This window comes from Halorhodospira sp. 9622, from assembly GCF_022228025.1.
Lineage (GTDB): Bacteria > Pseudomonadota > Gammaproteobacteria > Nitrococcales > Halorhodospiraceae > Halorhodospira > Halorhodospira halophila_A.
The window spans coordinates 1-320 of the sequence record NZ_JAJNRE010000119.1 but is presented as its reverse complement, the minus strand read 5'-3'; the positions used below and the strand labels follow the sequence as shown (position 1 = coordinate 320).

Genomic DNA, 320 nt, shown 5'->3' with positions numbered 1-320 from the left:
AAGGCGGCGCAGGCGGAGGACGGGCGGTGGGCGGCCGGTCAGGAGGCCGGCTCCGCCTCCTCCGCCAGCTCGTGGAGCCACTGGGTCATGAGCTCGTTGGCCAGCGGCATCGGCGACTCCATGAAGCTGACCACGAAGCGGTCCGGCAGCTCCACGACCCCGATGGAGCGGGGGCGCAGCGCCGGGGCCAGGGCCATGGGCAGGCGCCGGCCGACGCAGAAGATGACGTTCTTCGCATCCTCGATCTCGTCGGCGATCTCGCCGTCGGGCAGGCTCTGGGTGTGGGCGTAGTGGTCGAAGGTGGCGATGTAGGCGGCGCG

Annotated in this window: 1 protein-coding gene; it reads right to left on the bottom strand. The window is 71.9% G+C overall.

Annotated elements, in window-relative coordinates:
- Positions 1 to 38: 38 nt before the first annotated feature.
- Positions 39 to 320 (bottom strand): DUF6858 family protein (locus LRG07_RS13860; protein WP_238642796.1); only part of this gene is annotated, 282 nt, incomplete at its 5' end.